The sequence below is a fragment of the Paenibacillus tianmuensis genome (assembly GCF_900100345.1).
In the GTDB taxonomy this organism is placed as follows: domain Bacteria; phylum Bacillota; class Bacilli; order Paenibacillales; family NBRC-103111; genus Paenibacillus_G; species Paenibacillus_G tianmuensis.
Map to the genome: position 1 here is coordinate 177,132 of NZ_FMTT01000005.1, position 17,623 is coordinate 194,754.

General features: G+C 52.6%; 18 protein-coding genes. 12 read left to right on the plus strand and 6 right to left on the minus strand.

Annotation, left to right across the window (positions count from 1 at the left end; genetic code table 11):
• Positions 1 to 38 precede the first annotated feature (38 nt).
• The 5 genes from BLO51_RS05535 to hmpA all read left to right on the plus strand — a co-directional run bounded on the left by BLO51_RS05535 (position 39) and on the right by hmpA (position 6,305).
• Positions 39 to 890 carry a DegV family protein gene (locus BLO51_RS05535; RefSeq protein WP_090668016.1) on the plus strand — a complete coding sequence of 284 codons (852 nt, stop codon included), beginning with the start codon at positions 39 to 41 and terminating at the stop codon, positions 888 to 890.
• Between the two features lies 1 nt (position 891).
• Positions 892 to 2,946 carry an ATP-dependent DNA helicase RecG gene (recG, locus tag BLO51_RS05540; RefSeq protein WP_090668019.1) on the plus strand — a complete coding sequence of 685 codons (2,055 nt, stop codon included), beginning with the start codon at positions 892 to 894 and terminating at the stop codon, positions 2,944 to 2,946.
• A 142-nt stretch (positions 2,947 to 3,088) separates the two neighbouring features.
• On the plus strand, positions 3,089 to 3,376 hold the full coding sequence (locus tag BLO51_RS05545) for a stage VI sporulation protein F (RefSeq protein ID WP_090668022.1): 288 nt from the start codon (positions 3,089 to 3,091) through the stop codon (positions 3,374 to 3,376).
• Positions 3,377 to 3,492: 116 nt separating this feature from the next.
• Positions 3,493 to 4,848: a right-handed parallel beta-helix repeat-containing protein gene (locus BLO51_RS05550; RefSeq protein WP_167670109.1), complete on the plus strand. Its 1,356-nt coding sequence runs from the start codon at positions 3,493 to 3,495 to the stop codon at positions 4,846 to 4,848.
• Positions 4,849 to 5,054: 206 nt separating this feature from the next.
• The gene (gene hmpA / locus BLO51_RS05555; RefSeq protein WP_090668030.1) at positions 5,055 to 6,305 is read left to right on the plus strand and encodes an NO-inducible flavohemoprotein; all 1,251 of its coding nucleotides are present in this window, start codon (positions 5,055 to 5,057) and stop codon (positions 6,303 to 6,305) included.
• Positions 6,306 to 6,345: 40 nt separating this feature from the next.
• Here the strand turns inward: hmpA and BLO51_RS05560 are convergent, their stop codons facing one another.
• The 5 genes from BLO51_RS05560 to BLO51_RS05580 all read right to left on the minus strand — a co-directional run bounded on the left by BLO51_RS05560 (position 6,346) and on the right by BLO51_RS05580 (position 11,155).
• Complete coding sequence (locus tag BLO51_RS05560; protein WP_090668033.1) at positions 6,346 to 6,891, minus strand: Crp/Fnr family transcriptional regulator; 546 nt, start codon at positions 6,889 to 6,891, stop codon at positions 6,346 to 6,348.
• Between the two features lie 134 nt (positions 6,892 to 7,025).
• Positions 7,026 to 7,496, minus strand: a complete 471-nt coding sequence (locus BLO51_RS05565) for a YhjD family protein (RefSeq protein ID WP_090668036.1) — start codon at positions 7,494 to 7,496, stop codon at positions 7,026 to 7,028.
• A complete protein-coding gene (locus BLO51_RS05570) occupies positions 7,493 to 8,746 on the minus strand; it encodes a DNA polymerase IV (protein WP_090668040.1) in 1,254 nt (417 codons plus the stop codon). The genes BLO51_RS05565 and BLO51_RS05570 overlap by 4 nt, the downstream gene beginning before the upstream one ends.
• A 158-nt stretch (positions 8,747 to 8,904) precedes the next feature.
• Entirely contained in the window at positions 8,905 to 10,281 is a 1,377-nt protein-coding gene (locus BLO51_RS05575) for a TcaA NTF2-like domain-containing protein (RefSeq protein WP_090668043.1), read from the minus strand.
• 364 nt (positions 10,282 to 10,645) lie between these two features.
• Positions 10,646 to 11,155, minus strand: a complete 510-nt coding sequence (locus BLO51_RS05580) for an SRPBCC domain-containing protein (protein ID WP_090668049.1) — start codon at positions 11,153 to 11,155, stop codon at positions 10,646 to 10,648.
• A 360-nt stretch (positions 11,156 to 11,515) separates the two neighbouring features.
• On the opposite strand from BLO51_RS05580, the gene BLO51_RS05585 reads away from it, so the two are divergent.
• From BLO51_RS05585 to gloA2, 5 genes are all read left to right on the plus strand, one after another.
• Positions 11,516 to 11,959, plus strand: a complete 444-nt coding sequence (locus BLO51_RS05585; protein WP_090668155.1) for a hypothetical protein — start codon at positions 11,516 to 11,518, stop codon at positions 11,957 to 11,959.
• Positions 11,960 to 11,996: 37 nt separating this feature from the next.
• Positions 11,997 to 12,272: a hypothetical protein gene (locus BLO51_RS05590; protein ID WP_090668052.1), complete on the plus strand. Its 276-nt coding sequence runs from the start codon at positions 11,997 to 11,999 to the stop codon at positions 12,270 to 12,272.
• Positions 12,273 to 12,337: 65 nt separating this feature from the next.
• A complete protein-coding gene (locus BLO51_RS05595) occupies positions 12,338 to 13,621 on the plus strand; it encodes a glutathionylspermidine synthase family protein (protein ID WP_090668055.1) in 1,284 nt (427 codons plus the stop codon).
• 51 nt (positions 13,622 to 13,672) lie between these two features.
• Positions 13,673 to 14,107, plus strand: coding sequence for a DUF350 domain-containing protein (locus tag BLO51_RS05600; protein ID WP_090668058.1), 435 nt, complete (start codon positions 13,673 to 13,675; stop codon positions 14,105 to 14,107).
• A gap of 46 nt (positions 14,108 to 14,153) precedes the next feature.
• Positions 14,154 to 14,540, plus strand: coding sequence for an SMU1112c/YaeR family gloxylase I-like metalloprotein (gene gloA2 / locus BLO51_RS05605; protein WP_090668062.1), 387 nt, complete (start codon positions 14,154 to 14,156; stop codon positions 14,538 to 14,540).
• Between the two features lie 418 nt (positions 14,541 to 14,958).
• Here the strand turns inward: gloA2 and BLO51_RS05610 are convergent, their stop codons facing one another.
• Positions 14,959 to 15,174 (minus strand): DUF2536 family protein, encoded by a 216-nt coding sequence (locus BLO51_RS05610; RefSeq protein ID WP_090668065.1) that lies wholly within the window; start codon positions 15,172 to 15,174, stop codon positions 14,959 to 14,961.
• A 604-nt stretch (positions 15,175 to 15,778) separates the two neighbouring features.
• Here BLO51_RS05610 and BLO51_RS05615 point away from each other — a divergent pair.
• Complete coding sequence (locus BLO51_RS05615) at positions 15,779 to 17,125, plus strand: lytic polysaccharide monooxygenase (RefSeq protein WP_090668068.1); 1,347 nt, start codon at positions 15,779 to 15,781, stop codon at positions 17,123 to 17,125.
• Between the two features lie 246 nt (positions 17,126 to 17,371).
• Entirely contained in the window at positions 17,372 to 17,572 is a 201-nt protein-coding gene (locus tag BLO51_RS05620; RefSeq protein ID WP_090668071.1) for a hypothetical protein, read from the plus strand.
• The last annotated feature ends 51 nt before the right edge of the window (positions 17,573 to 17,623 follow it).

Consider the following 17,623-nt stretch of genomic DNA (forward strand, 5'->3'; position numbering starts at 1 on the left):
CTATAGATCAAAACTTTGCAAAGAATTGAGGGAGGCTATTGAGCCAGGTTCGTATTGTAACGGACAGCACGGCGGATATTCCGGCCGACCTGCGGGAGCGGCTCGGCATTGAGATGGTGCCGCTTAAAGTATTGTTCGGCTCGGAGGCATTTCGCGACGGGGTCGATATGGGTCCGGAGCAATTTTATGACAAGCTGGCCTCATCCGGTATTTTTCCAACCACATCGCAGCCGTCGCCGGCCGATTTCATCCAAGTGTATCAGAGGCTTGCGGCGGAAGGCGCCGACTCGATCATCTCGATTCATTTATCATCGCAGATGAGCGGCACGTACCAGTCCGCCCTCGTGGCGAAATCGATGATCGACGAGAAGGCGGATATCGAGGTGGTGGACAGCCGTTCGGCTTCCTTTGGCCTCGGCATGCTCGTCGTAGCTGCCGCAGAGGCGGCAAAGCAGGGGAAGAGCAAGTCGGAAATTTTGGAACGGATTGCGGCGCTGCGCCAAAACATCGGGCTTTATTTTTTGCCGGATACGCTCAAGTATTTGCACAAGGGCGGACGGATCGGCAAGGCTGCGGCGCTCTTCGGCTCCTTGCTTAATATTAAGCCAATCCTTTCGGTCAACGATGACGGAGTCGTGTTCTCCGTCGATAAGGTTCGCGGACAGAAGAAAGCGATGAACCGGATCATCGAGCTGCTGCAGCAGGATTTTGCAGGCAAACCGATCGATTTGGTCGTGGCTTATACGACCGAACGCGAGACGGCGGAGCAGTTTTGCACTCTGCTGCAGCAGCATTTTGAAGTAAAAAGCGTGCACTACACGCATATCGGGCCTGTCGTTGGAGCGCATGTCGGACCCGGAACCGTAGCGGCCTTTGCCGTACCGGTCTGATATGACCTTGGATCTTTATTCGCTTCCGGTCACGAAGGTGTCCGGCGTCAAAGGCAAGAAGCCCGAGGAGCTGCTTGCGCTCGGCATCTCGAGCGTTGGAGAGCTCCTCGATTATTATCCTTTCCGCTACGAGGATTACACGCTTCGCGATTTGACGCAGGTGAAGGACGGAGACCGTATTACGGTGCAGGGCACGGTCGCGGGGGTTCCCCAGGTGCAAATGTACGGGCGTACCAAATCGCGCATGACCTGCAAAATCGTGGTTGACCCGCTCTTCATTACGGCCGTCTGGTTCAACCGCCATTTTTTGAAGGACAAGCTGACAGCCGGTACGGATATCGTCTTGACCGGAAAATGGGACCAGAAGCGGCTGCACTTGACCGTGACGGAGGTAGAATTCCCGGGCCGCGGTACGTCGCAGACCGGTACGCTGCAGCCGGTTTATTCGGTGACGGGATCAATTACGCAAAAGTGGTTTCGGCAAACGACGAAGCAAGCGCTGCTGCAATTCGGCGATCTCATTTCCGAGGTGCTCCCGGGCAAGCTGCTGCGCAAATACAATCTGCTGCCCCGCAAGCAGGCGGTCGCCCTGCTGCATCTGCCGGGCAGTATGGAGCAGGGGCAGCGGGCGAGACGCCGGATGGTGTACGAGGAGCTGTTCTTGTTTCAGCTCAAGATGCAGGCGTACCGCTCGCTGAATCACGACCGGGCGGACGGGGTCGCGCACCCCGTAGATTTGCCGGCTGTCCGCGCGTTTGTACGCGCGCTGCCGTTCACGTTAACGGCTTCCCAGAAAAACGTGCTGGCCGAAATTCTTCATGATCTGCAGCAGCCTTTCTGCATGAACCGCCTGCTGCAGGGCGATGTGGGCGCAGGAAAAACCGTCGTTGCGGCGGTGGCGCTTTTTGCCGTCGTCAAAGCCGGCTATCAAGGCGCGCTGATGGTGCCGACGGAAATTCTTGCGGAACAGCACAAGCGCTCGCTCGACCGTTTGTTCGAGCCGTACGGCATCCAGACGGCGCTGCTGACCGGCAGCTTGACGGAGCGGCAGCGCCGGGATGTGCTCGGCTCGCTGCAGATGGGGATGATCGACATCATTGTCGGCACGCATGCGCTCATTCAAGAGGATGTGTTCTTCCGTCGGCTCGGACTCGTCGTTACAGACGAGCAGCATCGCTTCGGCGTACAGCAGCGCAGCATTTTGCGCCGTAAAGGGATGAATCCGGACGTGCTCACGATGACGGCGACGCCGATTCCGCGGACGCTCGCGATTACCGCTTTTGGCGATATGGACGTCTCGACGCTGCGGGAGCTCCCTAAGGGACGCAAGCCGATTCAGACGTATGCGGTGACGCACAATATGCTGGAGCGCGTCCTTGGCTTTATTCGCCGCGAGGTGGCCGCAGGGCGGCAGACATATGTCATTTGTCCGTTGATCGAGGAATCCGAAAAGCTCGACGTGCAGAACGCGATTGACGTGCACGCGCAGCTTCAATTTGCTTTTCCGGAATATAAGGTCGGGCTGCTGCATGGACGGATGGCCCCGGCGGAGAAGGACGATGTGATGCGCGAGTTCAGCCAAGGCCGGCTTCATGTCCTGGTCTCGACGACGGTTATTGAGGTCGGCGTGGATGTGCCCAACGCCACGCTGATGGTCGTCTATGACGCCGACCGGTTCGGACTATCGCAGCTTCACCAGCTGCGGGGCCGGGTCGGACGGGGCGAGCACCAATCGTACTGTGTGCTGATTGCCGATCCGAAGAACGAAGTCGGCAAGGAACGGCTGAAAGCGATGACGGACACGAACGACGGCTTCGAGATTGCGCGCCGCGACCTCGAATTGCGGGGGCCCGGAGATTTTTTCGGCACGAAGCAGAGCGGGGTGCCGGATTTCCGGCTCGCCGACATGGTGACTGACTTCGAAGTGATGGAACAGGCAAGAGACGATGCGGCCGAGCTCGTCAAGCAGCCGGATTTCTGGACCGAGGCCGACTACGTGCCGCTGCGTCACTATTTGCAGCGCGAGCACATCTTCGACAGCGAGATGCTGGATTAGACGATAGCCTGCTTGACGCTCCGCCTGCGGCATGAAGGGGAAAGACGGCAAAAGAAATAGGTACACAAGACCAAGCCCTCCGACATAGACTTACTGTATGGTAGTTGTAAGTCCTATTTGCAAGAACGCGGAGGTGTGCGGCATGAGCTATACGCAGTACGGCTTTGATCCTGCGCAAATCGAGCGGATCAAGCTGAAGATGAAAAATCCGGAGACGAAAGAACGGGTCAAAATGATTTTGCAGGGCGTGACGAAGTACGATTTGCAGGACCGCGTGAAGGTTCGACGGTTCGTCGGCATGCTGACGAAGACACTTGGCGAAAGAGTCACCGAGCAGCAGACTGAGCAGCTCGTCCAGTTCGTTATCTCGCAAAAAATCGATCCGAACAATGCGTTTCATCTGATTAAACTATGGAGCATGTTCCGCTAAGCGGGCATGTTCTTTTTTTCGTCGGAACACTGGGCTCCGGCCCAATTGTCAAATGCAGCGGAGCAGGCTATAATGCTGATAGATTGCTAGATTGTGGAAAGGGGAACGATATCGATATGTCTACTTCGGAATCTTCATCTTCATCCAAAGACAAAGCAATGTCCCGCCGCGAGCTGCTGGCCACGATGGGCACGGCGACGGCCGGAATAATCTTTGCCGCCGGCACAGGCTGGAGCGGTACGGCCGCGGCGGAGCCGATGCCCAATCCGATGCAAAATCCGGGGTTTCGCCCGGAATCGGTCGCTTGGATTAACGTGAAAACCTACGGAGCGCAAGGCTCGGGTCGTTTTGATCAAAACGACGCACCGGCGATTCAATCGGCCGTCGAGGCGGCGGCGCCTTTGGGAGGGACCGTGTATTTTCCACCCGGGCGCTACATTCTGAGATCCGCCATTATGCTAAGGCCGAATGTGCGTTTGGTTGGAGATGGGCCGGGCGCATCCATACTGAAGGCGGCGGAGCCGAATCTATCTATGGTGATGGGGCTCAGCACAAAGAAGAATGCGGTCGAAGGGCTTGGCTTCGAAGGCATGGGCGCCGTATCGCCGGCAAATTACAAGATGACGGAACGCGGCGTTTATTTTGAAAAATGCGAGCACGTCTCCGTTCGGAATTGTTTGTTCACCGGGATCGCCAACGGCGTATGGTTCAGCGACAGCCGGCACGTCTCGGTTAGCCAAAGCGTGTTCTCCCAGCTAATCGCTTACGAAAACTTTTACGAAGGCCATGGGATCTTTGCCGAGTCGGCGGCGAATTTCCGACTTACGGATAACCGGTTTCATTTGTTGAAAAGACCCTGCATCTATATTTCTGCAGGCAGCTCGTATTCGATCGTCTCCGATAACGTGGCGCAGCAATGCGACGATGCCTTTATCGTGATATCTTCCAAGCTGAAGCCGAGCTCGTACCACCGGATCGAAGGCAATATATTGTCGGCGGAAGGGCTGGGAAACGGCGCTTATGCCGGCAAGCAGGGCATCGTGCTGCGCGATTACTGCACGGACAACGTGATCGTCCATAACATCATTTCCCGGGCAAAAGAATCCGGCATCTCGCTGACGGGCGACGGCGCGGCAGACGGCGAGCGGCCGTTCGGCAACATCGTTTCCGGCAACAAAATCGATCAGACCGGGCGCGGTATCGTCCTGCTGAACAGCGATGTTACTACGGTGACGGGCAATGATGTGCGGCGGGTCCAAACCGGCATTGTTCTTGAAACATCCGGCAATGCCGACGGCTCCTTCAGCCGGCACAATCTCGTCACGGGCAATATGCTGTCCCGCTGTTCGGCGGCCGCTATCCAGATCGCCGGCAGCCGCTGCGAAAATAATACGGTGTACGGCAACGCCGGTACGGGTAACGGCGAAATGCTGGCCGATCAAGGGAAGGATACGTCGAAGACGGGCTTTTAACCTCTGAAACTGAAACATACAATCCCGGAATCAAATAACTCGGCAAGCGGACAGCCGGTCGGAGAAATAAACATCCCGACCGGCCGTCTGTCTTGCCACAAATCGTTTTGTTTTGATGTGATCTAAATCACAAAGACGTTCCGGGCGTCCTTGTATACTTTCTCATGAAGGTAACGAAATCCGCTATTATGAAATGAGGGATAACGATGTTAAACGAACAGACGATCCGCGTGATTCAATCGACGGCTCCGCTTCTGGAGTCGAAGGGGACTGCGGTCACGAAACGATTTTATGAAATTTTGTTCGCCGAGCATCCGGAGCTGCTAAACGTCTTCAACCATGCGAACCAAAAGCAGGGGCGTCAGCAGACGGCGCTGGCTAATGCCGTGTATGCCGCTGCCGTGCATATCGATAATTTGGCTGCCATTCTGCCTGTAGTGAAGCAGATCGGGCATAAGCACCGGAGCCTTGGAGTAAAGCCCGAGCATTATCCGATCGTAGGCCGGACGCTGCTGACAGCCATGCGGGAGGTGCTCGGCGAGGCAGCTACGGACGAGGTGCTGCAGGCGTGGGAAACCGCCTATGGCATCATTGCCGACGCCTTCATCGGCGTAGAGGCGGAAATGTATGCCCAGGCGGAGCGGCAGGCGGGCGGCTGGGAAGGATTCCGGGCGTTCCGGGTAGACCGTAAGCAAAAGGAAAGCAGCGTCATTACGTCGTTTTATTTGGTTCCGGTTGACGGCGGCGCGATTGCCTCGTTCGAGCCTGGGCAGTATGTCAGCGTGAAGCCGGAAATGCCCGGCGAGACCTATACGCATATTCGGCAATACAGCTTGTCCGATGCGCCGGGCAAGCCGTATTACCGTATTTCGGTCAAACGCGAGGACGGCGCGCCGGACTGCCCGGCCGGCAAAGTGTCCGTCTTCCTTCATGAGCACGTGAGCGAAGGCTACACGCTATGGCTGACGGCTCCTGCCGGGGACTTCACGCTCGATACCTCCGATCCGCGCCCGGTCGTGTTGCTAAGCGGCGGTGTAGGTCTGACTCCGCTGCTCAGTATGCTGAAAACGCTCGGCGAAACGGCGCCGGACCGGCAGGTCACGTTCATTCACGCGGCCCTGAACGGCGAGACGCACGCGATGCGCGCCGAGGTGGAAGAGCTGGCCCGCAGGTATTCGGGCTTCTCGTACCGCTTTTGCTACCAATCGCCGACCGCTGCCGATCAGGCGGAGCGGACGTTCCACAAGGAGGGCTACATTGATCTGGAGTGGCTGCAATCCGTCGTTCCTTCGCCGGATGCCGCGTTCTATTTCTGCGGACCGGTGCCGTTCATGAAGACGGTCAACCGGGTGCTGCAAGCATGGGGCGTACGTAAGGAGGACGCGCGTTACGAGTTTTTCGGACCGGCGGGTTCGCTGGAGGAAGCCGGGGAACCAACGGCTCAGGCACACCGCTAAAATGCGGTTCGGATAAAAGAAGCAGTGAGATTAAAGGACTTTAGCGCCGGCGTTTGTTATCTTCCCGGACCTGCAAGGCAGCGCGATTGCCTGCTTGAGCACGAAGCAGACGATTGACCGTCTCGCGGCGAAGCCCGATAAACTGGCCGATTTCTTCCTGTGTCAGCAGATCGGTCAATCGGGCCGGGGCAATATACGCTTCGAACCAGGCTTGCAGCTTCGCCAGCTTATCCGCAGGCGCAAGCTGCGTCAGTTGATCGATGCGCTGCTGCATCATCCGCAGCTTGCTTTCCAGCAGTATGGCGATCTCAAGACACGTTTGCGGTTCCCGTTGAAGCTTGGCATACCATTCTTGAGCGGGAAGCGTTTCGATCTCGCAGGTCATGAGCGCAATCGCGGTCCCGTAATATTCTTTCGGACTGATTAAGGAATGATGAGGGATCGTCTCGCCCGGAACGATAATATTGACCAAGACGGGATGTCCGTCCTCGTGAATGCGGACAATTTTAAGCAGGCCGCTCCTGATGCGGTACAGCGGTCCGGTTTCTCCTTGGCGAAACAACGTTTCGCCCTTGTGCAGCAGCATACGTCTTCACCTTTACTTCCATTTTTAGCGTTCCGTCTCTGTCGAGGCGGGACGCTTTTCTTTTTCCGATTATAGCACGATCCAAGGATATGCTCATAGTGAAACAAGACTAGAACGGCGTACACAAGTGTAATTCATTTGCCGTATTGCTCCAAGAATTTTGCAACGTCTTTTAAATAATTGGTCAAACGTACACTGATCTCTGATCGAACTACATCACGAACGATACCGAATCGTTCTTCATAACCTCGGCACATGATTTTGTAATAAATAACCAGGTCAATCTGCTCGTCGTTAATCACTTTAATGTTTCGTTTGCTTAATTCCCGACGTAACGAGTGCATGTCTTTATGGATTTGATTCATAACGGTTTGCGCCGCGATCAAATATAGCCGCTTTAAGATATTTGTTGAGGTTCTTATTTCCTCAATACTCCGCTCAATCATGGTTAGCATATGAGGCAGCAGAATGTAATCCCGAGCCATGGTGTATTCCTCAGGTGTCGGTCGAGAAGTTTTGAGTTCATTGCGCGCCTCATATTGCTCCGTATGTTCCGTTAGCGTCATTTTCGACTGCCAGCGGCCATTCCCGTCTAGTTTGCTCATGCCCAGTGCCCCCCTATTTGAGCTGCCCTTTCGAATGCCTGAGCCGTTTTTAACAAGGACGATGCACGGATAATGGCTGTTGGTCCAAACCTCTCTTTTAGCGCATCGACTGCTTTTTCACGGCGAATCAATCGTTCTCGATCTTCAAATAAGTCAAGTTGATAAACATCATCTTTCGAAAGGTCCGTGAGCGTAATATGCAAATGAGTAAGAGGCAAGCCCTTCCAGTGCTCCAAAAAGAGTGAGCGTATACCCGGGCCGATTTCATGTTCCAAATGGGTAGGACGAGGCAATGTTTTTTGCCTCCCGAAACCTGAAGACCGATACCCGTCGGTTTCTACGGCTCCCACGGCAACGACTCTGCCCATATATCCGTAGCGCCTGGCACGGCGGCAAACCTCCACGATCAGTTCGATCATAAGGGGTTCAATGTCTTCGATCGTTCGATAGGTTTGCCATTTTAATGCCCTGCCGTGGTTGATCACTTTAATTTGGCTTCGCATTCCGGTGACAACGGGACTCGGGTCGATGCCGTTCGCCGTTTGCCAGTAATATTCCGCTTGAATGTCACTTTGCCGGCCCATACGGAAACGCATCCGTTTTTTGAATTCACCGAGATCGAGACGCGCTATATCGCCAATGGTGTGTAGGCCCATGCGAGCAAAATGGGAAGTCATTCGCCCGGCTACCATAAACATTTGATGGACAGGCAGGGGCCAAAGTTCTTTTTCGATATTGTCATGTGAAAGTTTAAATATGCCTGCAGGTTTCTTTTTTGCGAAATTATCCGTAGCCATTTTGGCAAGAATTTTGTTGGGACCGATACCGACACGGGACCATACTCCGGTTGAAAGCTTTACTCGTGTTTGTATCAAACGGGCAATCTCTTCAGCAGAACCGAACAAGGCCAAAGATCCTGTCACATCGAGAAACTGTTCATCGATGGAGAACGGTTCAACTTGATCTGTAATGGATTCGAAAATTTCTGTAATGAGCAGGGATACCGAGATATACGTTTGCATTCGCGGCCGTATGACGACCAAATCCGGGCATTTGGCCAGTGCTTCACCGACTCTTTCCGCTGTTGTTACACCGCGTGATTTTGCAATCGGACAGGCAGCTAAAATAATTCCACTACGGCGTGCCGGATCCCCAACCGCAACGGGTTTATTCCGATATTCCGGGTGCGCTGCTTTTTCGATACTCGCGTAAAAACTTTGCCCATCTGCCATGAGAACCGTTCGTTGCATTTCATCACCTGCGAATATATGTTCGTATATCGTTATTATATACAGAACGCACGTTCCTTATGCAAAGGTAAATAATTGAAATTGCCGGGAATGATCAAAAAAGCCTCCGGAATCAAAATCCGGAGGTTTGGATGATTGTTTTTACGATGCAAGCCATCTTAGCTGTCGATGCTCTCCGTTTCCTTCGCTTCGAGCAATTCGTCAATTACGAAGTTATAATCGTGATAATCGGTTTTCAGGACTTTATATTTGGAAGTGAAGCTCTTTGTTTTGCTACTACCATCGCCATAAGAGATTTTGTACTTTTCCGATGTCGTAACGATGAAGGTGGAATCGTCCAATTTTTCTGCCGACTTGGCTTCGTTAAGGGTCATGGATTCCTTGATTCCTTTGTTTTTCAGGTATTGCATGTAATTCGCCTGTTCTTGGTGTTTTTTTGAACTCAAATACGGCGTCACGACCTTGATGTCGTCTGTGGACAGGGCCCACATGCTTTTCGCCAGGAAAATCTCGACCATCGCCTTGGCCATTTCCTCATCGCCGGATGGCTTCGCCGGACTCTGCGGAAGCGGTTGGGGATTAATTTCGCTTTTCGTCAGATCGGCTGATTCAGCCCCTGTCAATTCCACATACTTGGCCAGCATGCTGGCGGCTTCGGTTGCACGATTTCTTTGTTCGGTCCCGTTTTTCTCCAAATATTTTCTATCGGACTCGGCGCTATTGGCCGCCTTGTAGGCAGCATCGATATATTCGTAGGGATAGGTATGACCTTGCGCCAGCTGCTTGTTTTTCTTGATGTCGGAAATATTGCGTCCGTAGCTTTTTTCGTTATATTTATAACTACCTGCAGCCTCATGCGCAGCTTGCATTTCCGTCAAATATTTGCCGCGGTAGGTCAAAGCATCGACGAACTTGGATTGAATACCTTTTAATTTCGCCGATAAAACTACGCTCAGCACTTCGTCCTTCAGCTTGTTGTTTTTTTCGACGAGAGCGTCGACTGTGCTATAAATGGTATACGCATCGTCTTTGGGCTTCTTTAACTGTCTGATTTCCGAATCGATGTTGTCGCTTCGCTGGATGATACTCTGAAGCTTTTCGATATCCTTCAATCGATCTTTGTACTCCGCGAGTGCATTTTCCAAGTTAAGACTGGGGTAATCCTTCTTTTCCGCCGTAAGCGAAGCGTACTTGGGATTGCTGTTCAATTCTTTCACTTGAGCTTCAAAATTGATTGTTGATTTGGAATTTTCATAAAAACTGACGATTTCCTTAAGCGTTTTTTTGTCGACAGGAGGCGTTTCTATTTGCTTTTTGAATGCGGAACCCGCCTCCTGAATCGAATCAAAATCCTGATTGTATTGCCTGACCAACGAATCGTATTTCAAGTTATTCGTGAGCTTGTAGGCGATTCCACCGGCCGCTGCCAATACAACGAGAAGCGAGCTCAGGATGATGATCAGCTTCTTATTTGATTTTTTTGCCGCTGTTCCCGTCTCCTCAGACGTTGCTGGGTTGTTTGTCCTATTTTCCATACTCGTCATTACTCCCATTCCGATTTAGTTAAGGGGTTTCCATGATGTGGGAACCTTCTCTTAGAAAGAATTTCAATATAAAGTGCGATTTTCCTTCATGATTCGACAAAAAATCGACAAAAAAACGTAACGGATGGAAGAAACCATGCCAAATGGATTATGGACGAACCTACCTACATCTTGAGCAAACTGGAGTTGAAAAAGACGCAGCAGTTGGATAAAAATAAGCAGTACGTTTGCCGCTGTTCAGGCCGACGTACTGCTTGTATGCTTTGGGCCAACTTGGCCCGAAATCTGCGGATATGAGAAAAGGGAGGGGCAGCGGTCACACAGGCCGCACCCCTCCTTTGCTGAAACGGGCTTATTATTGAACGGATTGCAGATGTTCGGCGAGACGATCCCAGGTTTCGGTAACTCCTTGCTCCATTCCCATATCGATAACGGCTTTGAGCGCTTCGGCAGAAGGATATTGGGCTCGGCTGACAAGCTTCGTCTTGCCTTCGAGCTCTGTGAAAGTCATCGTAATGAGAGGCGCAGGCATCCCTTCCGCTTCGTTGCCTTCGGCATCCGAGAAGTAATCCACGTAGACAATTTTCTCCGCTTCAACGATTTCCTGATAGACGGCTTTGCCCCAAGATTCGAATCCGTAAAAATCGCCTTGGTTCTGATCGATACACTTCATACAGTAATGCCAGATGCCTCCTGGACGAAAATCAACGTTGCAAACCGTAAGTGTCCAGCCGCGCGGTCCCCACCAGTGCTTGAGATGCTCGGCCTGTGAGAACGCTTTAAATACAAGCTCGCGCGGCGCATTGAACACTCGCTCCAGAATAAGCTCGTGACCTTCTACCTTGATCGTCATTGGGTTTGACATCCAAATTCCTCCTAAATATTGTTTTCGGTACGTGACCGGGTATTTTGTTTGTCGGTACCGTAGTCTTGCTTAAAATATACCCCATAAGGAATATTCCTGTCAAGGAATATTGAAAACATAATTTTAGTGCGTGAGCGAGCCATCGGAGCGGTATTTTTTTGTCGCTTCGCGAATCCGGGGCAACTTTTGCTTGACGTACCGCGTCAGAAACCTATAATCGATTTTGGATGCAGCTTCCGGACCAAGGAGCAAACCGCCATGGCGGACTGTGAAACCTTTTCGCCGTTGTGTGTATATGTTTAGAGTATCTCCGTGAGAATGACCCGTTTCCGAGAGGGAGAAAAGGAGTGCCGAAGTATGATGACACGATTGGAATACCGTTTGTATGCCGAGGGCAGCGAGACGTTTCCGCTACTGTATTATTATGACCGGATCGGCCGGGACGAGGTCGCTTTGCGTTTTGCTTGCGACTATTTTGTTAAGGACGGCAAGGTGTATGAGAAAACCTCGTGCGCTGTGGAGCCGGAGTGTTATGTCGTTTATGTGCAGGAAGCGCTTGACGAGCGGACGATGTTATGGGGGAAGCCGGAAGGTCCCCGCGGCGTTCGCATGGAGCTCAGGGAATACCGCGAATGGACGGCGGATTACCGGCTGGTGGATACGTTCACATTTCCCGATACGCTGGAGGCGATGCTGAATATTCAGGCGAATTATTTGTATGCGGAGGGCCGGGAATGGCAGCGCACTTGCGCCGAAATCGACGAAGACCGGGAGACGTATGTATATTATGCCATGCCGGTGTAGCCGCAATTCAAACTGGGAAAAGCAGGAGTGACGAAGAATGGAACAGCAAAAAAGCAGCAGGACACGCAAACTGGTAGCGCTGTTTGTGGCGTCGACACTGGTGCTCGGCGGCACGGCGGGCTGCTCCGATTCGAAATGCACCGATCGTAACGGGGACGGTTACTGCGATAATGGCAGCGGCGGTTCGTCCGGAGGACATTATTACGGCGGTGGGGGCTCAGGCGGAAGCGGAAGCTCCTCTAAAGCTTCTTCGGACAGCTCTTCCGGGATCAGCAAAGGCGGCATCGGCGGCAGCGGCAGTTCAAGCTCCTAACACCAGAGCTGCCACGGGAGGCCCGACGCGATAAAAAGCAACGATCAAAGAGGAGGCGTGCTGGCATGAGCATGGCAAGGACGCTACGGCCGGACGCTTCTTATGCGGAACGCCGGGAAGCGATCTATGGGCCGCTGCGGCAAGAGGGTGTATTTACATGGGACTGCTTATACGGCCAGGAATATGCGCTCGCCGGCTTGCACCGGTTGGAGCGTGCGCAGCTGGAAGAAATGCGCAGAGCCGCTGAAGCGTTAGGGCGCATCTATGCCAAGACCGTCTGGATCGTCCAGCAGGGCGAACCGGCACTTTTGGCTGAATTGGGACTGCCTCCCGCGTCGTTCGGCGCCATTCGTCTCCGGTTCGATGAAGATATCCCGACGCTGGTCGGGCGGTTCGATTTTGCTATGACGCCGCAGGGGCTCAAGATGCTTGAGTTTAACAGCGATACGCCGACGGGGATCGTCGAAGCCTTTCATGTGAACGGCCGGGTGTGCGCCGCCTATGGCGAAGAGGACCCGAACGAAGGCTGCAGCGGGGCTTTCCGCCAGGCATTCGAACGGATGCTTGACCTATACCGCGAAGCGGGCTATGCGTCCGAGCATGTCGTCTTCAGCTCGCTGGATTGGCATGAGGAGGATGCCGGAACGACTCGCTATCTCCTGAAGCAATCCGGGATTGCCGGCGCGGAATTTGCAGCGCTGTCCGACCTCCGCGTGGAGGGAGACCAGATATGGGCGCAGTCTAATGCCGGTGACGAAGAAGCGGCGAGGTATCCGATTAATGTGTTGTACCGGCTGCATGCGATCGAGAAGCTGGCTGAAGACCGGGATACGGACGGCTATCCGACCGGTGAGCATGTACTGGAATTAATCGCGGACGGCAAGCTGGCGATGATCAATCCGCCCTCGGGGTTCGCCGCTCAGACGAAGGCGCTGCAGGCGCTGATCTGGAATTTGCATCAAGCGGGGGAGTTTTACACGGAAGAGGAGCATGAGACGATCGAAGCCTACATGCTGCCGACGTTTATGGAGCCGTGCTTCCCCGAAGGCACGCCTTATGTGGCGAAGCCGATTCTGGGACGCGAAGGCAGCGGGGTCACGATCTATGCGGGAAGCGGGGATATTGCGGAGGCGAGCGGGGAAGACGAATACGGGGATCAGCCGATGGTTTACCAGCAATATGCCGAGCTGCCCCGCATCCGGGTGGAAACGTTAAACGGTCCATACGATGGCCGGCTGCTCTGGGGCTGCTTTCTGATCGACGGCCGAAGCTCTGCTGTCATTGCGCGTGTCGGCGGGAGCATCACGAACAATTTGTCCTACTATTTACCTTCGTCGGTCATAGGCTAGGCCCGCAGATAAGAACGGCCTTACATTACAACGTTTATTGGGGGGAGTTCGTTGGATCAGTTTGGGAATATCGTTAACTTTTTGATGTATTTGGGTGTAACCGTCCCGCTTATGGGACTTGGCATTTTATTTTTCAACCTGGCGACGCCGTACAATGAGTTTGCGCTCATCCGGGAGGGTGGCGATTTGTCCGATCCCAGTAAAGCGGCGGCTGCCAAAGCAGCGGCTTACGATCTTGGGGGCAAAATTATCGGCCAAGTGCTCGTTCTGGCGTCCGCGGTATATCATTCGGTCGGTCTCGTCGATTTAATCATCTGGGGACTCATCGGTATCGCGTTCCAGATTATCGTGTTCTACTTGTTCGAATTGCTGACCCCTTTTAAAGTGCTGGCCGAAATTCCGAAGGGCAATGTGTCCGTCGGTATTTTCTCGTTTTGCTTGAGTCTGGCGTCGGGTCTTCTGCTGGCTTCGTTAATCAGCTATTGATCGGACGACATAACATTTGGCTCCAAAGGAGGCTGTGCTCAACATCATGTTAAAACTGAACAGCATTCACCATGCCGCTATCATTTGCTCGGACTACGAGAAGTCGAAGCATTTTTACGTCCACGTGCTCGGACTGACGGTCATCCGGGAAACGTACCGGGCGGAGCGCCAGTCGTATAAGCTCGATCTGCAGATCGGAGACAGCCAGATTGAGCTGTTCTCGTTCCCGGATGCGCCGCAGCGGCCAAGCTATCCGGAAGCAAGCGGATTGAGGCATCTGGCCCTCGAGGTTGACGACATCGAAGCGGCTGTCAAGGCTTTGGAAGCCGAAGAGATCGCCGTGGAGCCGATTCGTGTCGATGAGACCACGGGAAAACGATTTACGTTCTTTTTCGATCCGGACCGGCTGCCTTTGGAGCTGTACGAAAAATAGAGTAACGCAAGAAGCAAGACTCGTGCGCTGCGCACGGGTCTTTTTTTGCAAGCGGGGGGTTTGGTTACGGGTAAAAGTGGGTAAAAAGTTGTAAGTTTTAGTTCGTCCTAGTTCAAAAAGCTCATTAAAATCTAACAAGGACCTAAAAGATTCTAAACATAACTTTGCTATGCTTGCCTTATCATCACAGAAGCTCTTGGGCGCAAGGGGACAATGATGGAGGTGCGGCGTATGGAAGGAAGATTTTCGGTAGGAGTCATGTTCGGGGCGCTGTTGAGCGTCCCGCTGTGGCTGTCGATGATCGGCTGGTACAGACTGGTCATGGGCGCCATTGCGTTGTTTATTTAAATCATAGCCATCGGCCGGGTGGGCCGATGGCTTTTTTGTGGGTATGAAGCTTTATTCTTGCCGGAATTCGTTATTTTTTGACTTTAAAATGAACGACGGCGCTGTACAGCATTTTCCCGGCATTCGGGTCGAACACCACTTGATGGCTGATCGAGAAAACGTCCAGCAGCAGCACTTTGTTATTTTCGATTTGCGCGTCGATTTTGGCTTCGAGCGTTTTCAAATCGTAGGCTTCGAAAAATTCAATTTTATTCTCGATTTTGTCTAAAGCTAAAGTAAAACTCATCGTCATTCGCTCCCGGCTGCGTATTTTGGCTTAAACTAAATCTACCAAGCTCCGTCCTTGATTGCAACTGCGCAGAAGAGCCGCCTTTACGGAAAGAAGGGCTTGATTGCGCGCTTTGTTTTATACTATATTGTATTTTTTTGAGTAATATATTATTATTGCAATATATTTACTATTCATATAATTCCAAGTACTATAAGTGGGAAAATAGCTTTGCTATGATCCGTCACCTATGCGGTCAGTTTAACGAAATCGCTTACATCAAGTTCCCCGTATCACACCATGGATTTTAACAGCTGCCGGACACGGGAAACATGCGCGAAGTGTCCGTTCCTCTACTTGACTCTTTCAATTCTACCGACATCAAGATCGCTCATTGATGACATTCGCGGAACATTGGCATATATGGACTCTTTACGAGTTTATATAAAAACATGGAATAGAAAGGAGGACAGGCAATACTTACAAGAGCTCCACACATGGGTTCACAGCTACATATTAGGTAAAAAGGAGGTTTGATCGAACTGACGATTGTGAACGATTGAAAGGGTAATGAATAATCGTAGCGTCCTTACCGACCCCAAAAATAAGGAGGTAACAATATATGACACAACTTCGTTTATCCCACCATTCTCTATTCAAACTGCTCGTTGCCAGCGGCATGATGCTGGTGATGGCCATAGTCATGCTGTTGTTCTCGGACCGGGCTTTTGCCCATGGTTATGTCGATTCGCCCGGCAGCCGCGCCTATTTGTGCAAGCTGGGGCAAAATAAGAACTGCGGAGCGATTGTTTATAACGCGAACGGCCTGGAAGCGCTCAAAGGGTTTCCGCAGGCCGGGCCTGCCGACAGCAAAATCGCCAGCGCAGCCGGAGCTTATCCGGAGCTTGACCAGCAATCGGCTACACGTTGGAGTAAGGTACCGATGACTGCAGGAACGAAAACGTTTACATGGACGTTGACCGCCGCTCATGCGACATCCAGCTGGAAGTATTACATTACGAAGCAAAACTGGGATCAGAACGCCCCGCTCAGCCGGGCATCGTTCGACCTCACGCCGTTCTGCTCTGTGGAGTACGGCGGAAAGAAGCCTCCTACGGCGTATTCCGATACGTGCAACGTTCCTAGCCGGACCGGATATCAAGTCATTCTGGCGGTTTGGGAAATTGCCGACACGGCCAATGCCTTCTATAATGTCATCGACGTGAACTTCGGAGGAGATTCTTCGGATACTCAACCTCCTACCGCACCGACAGGGTTAAGCGCTTCCAACGTTGCAGCCACGAGCGTATCGTTGGCATGGAACGCATCGAGCGATAACGTTGGAGTGTCCGGATACAAAATTTATAACGGCTCGACGCTGATTGCCGCCGTCTCCGGCTCGACTTTAAATTACAACGTCACGGGGCTGACCTCGAATACGTCCTACACGTTTACGGTTCGCGCCGAGGATGCCGCAGGTAACGTCTCCAGCGCAAGCAACGCCGTCACGGTTACGACTCCTGTGGTACCTGTAGACAATGAGGCGCCTACGGCTCCGACCGGCTTGCATGTGATGGGTACTCCGACTTCCTCCAGCGTTCATCTGATGTGGAGCGCATCGACGGATAATGTCGGTGTGACGGGTTACCAGGTATATCGTGGAACCACTTTGGTGACCACGGTTTCGGGGACGACGCTCGAATATACCGTTACGGGGCTAACACCTGATACGTCCTATACGTTTACGGTTCGTGCGATTGACGCCGCCGGCAACGTATCGGCCGACAGCAATGCTGTCAATGCCAAGACGGCTTCCGGTCCGGCGGTTTCCGCATGGGCGCCGAACACGGCTTACACGGTAGGCACGCTTGTCACGTACGACGGCAAAACGTACGAGTGCCGTCAGGCCCACACCTCGCTGGTCGGCTGGGAGCCGTCTAACGCAGCTTCGTTGTGGTTGTTGAAGTAACCCGACAAGATTTCTTGAAAGGGATAGTTTGTCAGAGCCAACTTCTGACGGGCTATCCTTTTTCAATTTAGCGAGAATCCACAACAGCCCTCATGACTCGGTATCTGGTATTTGTAACCTTGTTATCTTCTCTCCGATGTGCATCATTATGTTGAATTATCCAGTACAAACCAAATGGACTATTGCCTGTTCGTATCTTGTTCGTATATAATACAAACAAATGTTCTTATTTGGAGGCGAACGTGAATGGAAAGATACATTGGCCAGATCATTGACGTGATTTATTTGGATGTCGACAATAAGACCAAGCAGCGGAGAATTGAGGTCTTGGCAGTTGAGAATGGTGTCGTGAAAGCATTTTGTCATCAACGGCAAGCGCTGCGTGTAATTTGGATCGAAAATATTTTAGCTGTGAAGCGGGTTTCCGTGTCATCGAGAGTATCATGAGCTGACGCACCGAAGGAACAAAGAAAGCTGGCCGGCAGACCGGTGAAAGAC

Coding starts and splice junctions, on each gene's coding strand:
- BLO51_RS05615 (WP_090668068.1), top strand. CDS start 15,779: ATGACACAACTTCGTTTATCCCACCATTCTCTATTCAAACTGCTCGTT.
- BLO51_RS05565 (WP_090668036.1), bottom strand. CDS start 7,496: ATGAGCAAACTAGACGGGAATGGCCGCTGGCAGTCGAAAATGACGCTA.
- BLO51_RS05610 (WP_090668065.1), bottom strand. CDS start 15,174: ATGAGTTTTACTTTAGCTTTAGACAAAATCGAGAATAAAATTGAATTT.
- BLO51_RS05560 (WP_090668033.1), bottom strand. CDS start 6,891: ATGCTGCTGCACAAGGGCGAAACGTTGTTTCGCCAAGGAGAAACCGGA.
- hmpA (WP_090668030.1), top strand. CDS start 5,055: ATGTTAAACGAACAGACGATCCGCGTGATTCAATCGACGGCTCCGCTT.
- BLO51_RS05545 (WP_090668022.1), top strand. CDS start 3,089: ATGAGCTATACGCAGTACGGCTTTGATCCTGCGCAAATCGAGCGGATC.
- BLO51_RS05570 (WP_090668040.1), bottom strand. CDS start 8,746: ATGCAACGAACGGTTCTCATGGCAGATGGGCAAAGTTTTTACGCGAGT.
- BLO51_RS05580 (WP_090668049.1), bottom strand. CDS start 11,155: ATGTCAAACCCAATGACGATCAAGGTAGAAGGTCACGAGCTTATTCTG.
- gloA2 (WP_090668062.1), top strand. CDS start 14,154: ATGTTAAAACTGAACAGCATTCACCATGCCGCTATCATTTGCTCGGAC.
- BLO51_RS05590 (WP_090668052.1), top strand. CDS start 11,997: ATGGAACAGCAAAAAAGCAGCAGGACACGCAAACTGGTAGCGCTGTTT.
- BLO51_RS05595 (WP_090668055.1), top strand. CDS start 12,338: ATGAGCATGGCAAGGACGCTACGGCCGGACGCTTCTTATGCGGAACGC.
- BLO51_RS05585 (WP_090668155.1), top strand. CDS start 11,516: ATGACACGATTGGAATACCGTTTGTATGCCGAGGGCAGCGAGACGTTT.
- BLO51_RS05550 (WP_167670109.1), top strand. CDS start 3,493: ATGTCTACTTCGGAATCTTCATCTTCATCCAAAGACAAAGCAATGTCC.
- BLO51_RS05620 (WP_090668071.1), top strand. CDS start 17,372: ATGGAAAGATACATTGGCCAGATCATTGACGTGATTTATTTGGATGTC.
- BLO51_RS05575 (WP_090668043.1), bottom strand. CDS start 10,281: ATGGAAAATAGGACAAACAACCCAGCAACGTCTGAGGAGACGGGAACA.
- recG (WP_090668019.1), top strand. CDS start 892: ATGACCTTGGATCTTTATTCGCTTCCGGTCACGAAGGTGTCCGGCGTC.